The 5,361-nt window shown below is 34.2% G+C and carries 3 protein-coding genes; all 3 read right to left on the bottom strand.

The annotated features are described in order from the left end of the window. Positions 1 to 111: 111 nt before the first annotated feature. Entirely contained in the window at positions 112 to 4,092 is a 3,981-nt protein-coding gene (locus tag H3S88_RS12980; RefSeq protein WP_198229180.1) for a toxin VasX, read from the bottom strand. A 56-nt stretch (positions 4,093 to 4,148) separates the two neighbouring features. Further along, complete coding sequence (locus H3S88_RS12975) at positions 4,149 to 5,057, bottom strand: hypothetical protein (RefSeq protein ID WP_198229182.1); 909 nt, start codon at positions 5,055 to 5,057, stop codon at positions 4,149 to 4,151. Between the two features lie 2 nt (positions 5,058 to 5,059). Continuing rightward, positions 5,060 to 5,361, bottom strand: a 302-nt coding sequence (locus H3S88_RS12970; protein WP_198237276.1) for a DUF2345 domain-containing protein, incomplete at its 5' end; no start/stop codon positions are given.

Genomic DNA, 5,361 nt, shown 5'->3' with positions numbered 1-5,361 from the left:
TTAAGCGATCATCATGCAGTGGTAGGCTATAAGGACCTTTATCTAGGTCGCCAAACCAACCTAAGATCTGGGGACGGTATTTTGAGGGCATTATTGTTCTCCTTTCTAATATTAATCATCGTAAAATTTATTACTGTCTCGGTTAATTATCAATGGGATTTCGTTACAATCTGTGGTATCAGTGTAGATATTGATTTGATAACTTTTTACCAGATCACAAGCAAAGGTGCCTGCTACCCATGTGATTGCCGTTAAGTCACTCTTTGGCTGGTTAGGGGGTGAACTTTTCAATTCGACTTTTTCAATATCATCAAAATTGGATTCCCATATCGCTTTACGGTTTATAATCGTTTTAAAGCTTTTATTTTCATAACGTTCAACAAAATAACTTTTTTGGGTAGTAACATAATCTCTAATTTTTAAAGTTTCTTTATCCTTATCTTCATTTGTGTGGATTAGGATATTGTCATTTGGTGCAGGGTTCTTATTTATTTTGGTGGAGTTGATATTAAAGTTGAATTCAATAAAATCGGCATTGTTTTGCTCATTTTTGCCAAATAAACGAACTGATGCCCGCAAAGATTTGTTGGAACTAGATGTGTAATCTAGGTATTGCAAATAAAAATAGATGTGTCTATGATATAGCTTCATTCCATTATATAAACTTGGTTTTTTAAACATGAGAAATGTATCAATACCTGAAATTGCAACCAAGTAATCATTAACCGCATGTCCAAAACCAATAAAGGAATTTTGCTCTTCGTGATAGGCATCATACCCTAAAAAGTCAAACTCTTTTTGCACTCCAAAATAACAGCGATTGAGCCAGTGATCGATAGGGGTAAAATTGTCATATTTTTTGCTATAGGCTATAAAAAATATTCCCATTAATAGCAATATAACCCCAAATCCTATAGCTAAAGTTGATGTTGATAATAAAAATATAGCGCCAACACCTAAGGATATAGAACCAAATAATCTAGCAAGAAAGTAACTTTTATCTTCCATATTCCACATGCCAAAAGCACTTTTTAATTCACCTAACGCTTCCAGTACAGTTATAAAGGCAAAAGCTCCTGCGATGCATTTGGAGATCATTTTATTTGTTTTCAACATATTTTTAATTTCGGGTACTAATGCTTTGGCAGCGGTTGAGCGCATGGCTTTTAACAATTGCATTTCCAGTTTTATGTTTTGATATATGGCAACGGTATCGACACTGAGTAACGCTAATGAGCTTAAGTCGATGGCTAGTTGAAGTTGTTTTTGTTTTTGAGTTTTGCCCTCCTCAATTTTTTCCAATGCTTTAATGTCATCTAAAATATTTAGCATGGTGATAACACCCATTACCGCATTAACAGTATAGTTAAGTTTGCCGGCTTTCGTATTTTGCTTAGTGATTTCTAGTTGTTTATATTTTGCTCGACGATCCTCAAACTGAACTACTTTGTTTTCTTCTTGATTCATCGCTTCAGTTTCTTTTTTTATTTCATATTCACGAGTTTTATCATCTCTTTTATTTTGGTTTGATTGGTGAATCGCTTCATCATTGGAAGCTTTCTGCCGATTGGTGATGTCAATTTTGCCTTCTAAAACAGCTTGCCGATTGACTAAAGTGACATATTTAGGCATTTTTGTTGCTAAAAAATTCTTAAAATCATTTGGATTGACAATCTCTTTATTTTTCAAAAAACCTACAACTAAGCCTTTACTGACTTCATCAGGAAAACAAAGCGTAAATTTAAGCGTATGGGTTGTTGGTTTTTTTACACCAACATCATATTTTGCATCTGTCACATCAAATTTTTCTAAAAAAGCAATTTCTGGACCGGTCAAACTGTTTTCGCGGAAAAGCGCCCCTTGTAATTGAGTCAATAATGCATAAACTTGTCGAATCTTTTCCGGCCTAACTTTTTTGGTAAACTCAACTGGATAGGCACCAATGTCACCTAAGTAAGCAAGCGAATCAAGCTGTTTTAAACGAGGCTCAATAGGTTGGAATTGTTTATGTGTTCTTAAGACTGAATATTTTTTTAATGCTTGTTGATGCAGGTATCGATTTTTTCCTACATCTGTCATTACACTGTTTCCCTCTACCATCTCGGCTAGTTGGTGGTTGATGGATGCTAAATGCTCGTTTAATTGTTTGAGTTCTTTAATTTTTTGATCTCTTATTTTTTGTAGCTTTGCATGCTCTTGTGGATTATATTTTCGATTGTTGTTTAACTCTTCTTGTTTAGCGTTGATCTCTTGCCGTTTTTTTTCAATATCAAGTTCAACACGCTCTTTCGCTTTTTGCAGTTCTTTTTCTTTGTCGGTTTGAGTATTTTGAGTCTTTTCTGCCTGATAAGTGTTATAAGCTAAAACCAACCCCGTTGATCTACTGATTACATCACGCCATTTTAGTAATGTATTATTATCTAAATTGACAAATGCTGGCGCATCAAGATTAATCCCCTGATTATTCTGATGTTCAATTACATAAAAAATACTATTATGGTTACTCAGTAATTCGTCCCAAAGGGCGTTATCTTCATCAAGACGGACTTCCGCATGGGGAGAATCAAGCAGGATTTGCAAAACTTCTTTTATATAGCTTAGAGCTCTGATACTGGTAGAAAAATCAAATTCTTGTTGCCAAAAAGGCGCTTGATTGAACGTTGTTTGCTTTATTTTACTGTATTTTGAAACAAATTGTGCATTACCAAATAACCAACGCACATAAGTAAAATAGTCTTGCGACCATTCTTGATAATATTTTTCAATATCAGCAAAAGCGGTTTCTAATTCACCTTTGAAAGAATCAATTTTTTTATTATCAAGCTGTTCGTTTATTTTTTTTATTTTTTCGGCTTTCTCTGATTCGGCTTTTGCAATGTCATTTTGAGCTTTATCTAAAAAATCATTACCTGAATCATGTGCAGCGTCAATATCTTTTATATAGTCATACCATTCTTGTAACCGGGCAATTTCAGTGTCGTAAGCATTTTCAACTGAAGTACGGTAGTTCTCAATAAGCTGTAGGATAGTACGTTTTTTAAACATATCCGGCTGATAATACTTAAACCGTTTTTTTAAAATAGGATTAACACTTTTATACAGTTGTTCACCACGTTTTTGATAAACCTGTGTTGCATCTTTTAGAGAAACGACATCACATTGTTGGTCATTCAGATCACTTTTTTGGTTATTCTTATTGTCTTCTTGATTGGTAAAAATATGCAGTTGTGATAATCGTTGGGAGTTGAGTTCTTGAGCAATGCCAAATGTATCTTCTAATACAACACCACAAGATATCGGTTTATCCCCGCTATATAGTTGACTGGCATGTATAGCATATTTTTGTTTCTGACTTTTTAAACTTATAAAAGGATGTACCGATTCAAAATTATTAAGACCTTGCTCACCAAAACGAAACTCCAATACTTTGCTGTCGTCATTATTAGATTCTTGATAATTACTTCCAAAAATATCTTTGAATGGTACCGAACGATGACCTGTTGCTTCGGCCGGTGAGTTTTTAAATTGTTTTATATTAATTTTTGTAAAACGGGATAATATGTTGCTATCTTGTTGCTTTAAATAATCATTGATTGTTTTTTCGCTCCAAGGTTGCGAAGTGTAAGCCACCCATGCATAAGTATAATGTTCTTCAAGATTAATAAATGATGCTGGAATGGTATGACAGGCATTTTTGCATGCTTTTGATATCGGTCTTGGCTGGGTATTGGTCAATTCATAAAGTTTTTTTAATCTAAGTGCCCCTTCAATACATTCATAGGCATGAAATATTCGGCTATTAATATCATCATCAAGTTGATGCATAACGTAGACATAACCGTCACGCAAAGTACGAAGTACATAGCTATAATACTCTAATTCTATTTCTGGTTTGCGATTGTTAAAATCTAAAGTTTTAGTGTAATCGGCTAATTCTTGATAAATGGGGTCAATGCTTTTAGTTAACAAAGATTGGGTTTTTACAACCGCTTGACGCAGTAAAAAAACCGGAATTCCGACTCGACCACAAGCAAGGCAATTTCCTTTTGCTTCGTTTTGATTTTCTTTAGCAATGTTTTCTGTTTTTTTCATCTTACACTCTATTATTCTTGTTTTATCTGTTTTTGCTATTCTTTATCAGAAAGTAATTAGCTTTCAAAATTAATATTGGCGTTAATAACATGTTTTGAGAATGTGCCTGGTTCTTGTTGCGCTTTCCTAATTTGCTCAAATATTTGCGGATGTTCAGTAAAAACTTGATGATACCTTAATCCGTTCAGTCCCCAAAATAAGATATCGGTAGCATGGGTTAAGCCTAATTGATAAGCCTGTTCAACCAGTTGCGTTGATTGCGAAATCACATTTTCATTAAGCGGTAAATTTTTTTGTTCATCAAATTGTGACCGGTTATTCGACCATGCATTAACAAGTGTTCGAATCATCCTGAAATTTTTTAAGCGTTGGCAATAAGTAGAACTCCAACTGATTGGTGTTTCGAGTGAGTTATCAGCAGTGAAACGAATAAATTTGCCACCATTAATAGATGGATAATAGTAGTTTTCAATTTGAGAAAATTGCGCTTTTAGCCATGCATTGTCTTCTTTTGAACCCACTTCGTGTAAAAATTGCATTCGAAAAGGTTCAAAGAAAGGGTAATAAGGTTGTCGCAATGTTTGTGCGATATTATTACCAATCTTGATCAGTTGTTTTGCCAGCACCGACGGTTTGAGATCAGAGATAATATAAGCACAAATATAGCGTTTAGACCATAAACATTCAATTTTGGCTTGTTGACTGATCTCATCAATCATCAAATCTGCATAAAATTCATTTGGTTCAGCAAGTTTAATAAGTGTCGGGCATATACTTTGATCATAATCCAAATCTGTACGTAATACTTGCGTCAATTTTTTTTCACCAAAGGGTTTATCTTCACCAAATAGATCTAATAATGAGTCGCGTGATAATGGACTTAATGAATTAAGTACCACTAAATTATCTACTAATAAATAGCGATATTTATTAAAGTTATCTTGATTATTTAATTCAGTTAGCATTATTAATCCGTTTCTGCGCAGTGCTTAACATTCAGCTCACTTGATTTTAATGTTATCGTTCTGTTTTGAGTTGCTGGACCCATCTTTTTCATCGCATTGCATTTCAAGTAAACGTTATTATTTGTGCCCAGTTCAATTCCCGCACCGCTGATTTTTACGTATGAACCACCACATATTAAGATGATTTCTTTTGTTGCTGACCAATCAACACTGCCATCTACACTGTCTATTTTAATATCTTGCTTGGCAGCCATATTCAGGTTGGCATTTTGTGCCTGCACCTCAACATCACCTTGGTTGGCAA

It is taken from the genome of Gilliamella sp. B14448G11 (assembly GCF_016101765.1).
In the GTDB taxonomy this organism is placed as follows: Bacteria; Pseudomonadota; Gammaproteobacteria; order Enterobacterales; family Orbaceae; genus Gilliamella; species Gilliamella apicola_N.
The sequence above is the reverse complement of the archived record's forward strand: the minus strand, read 5'-3'. Positions and strand labels throughout refer to the sequence as shown.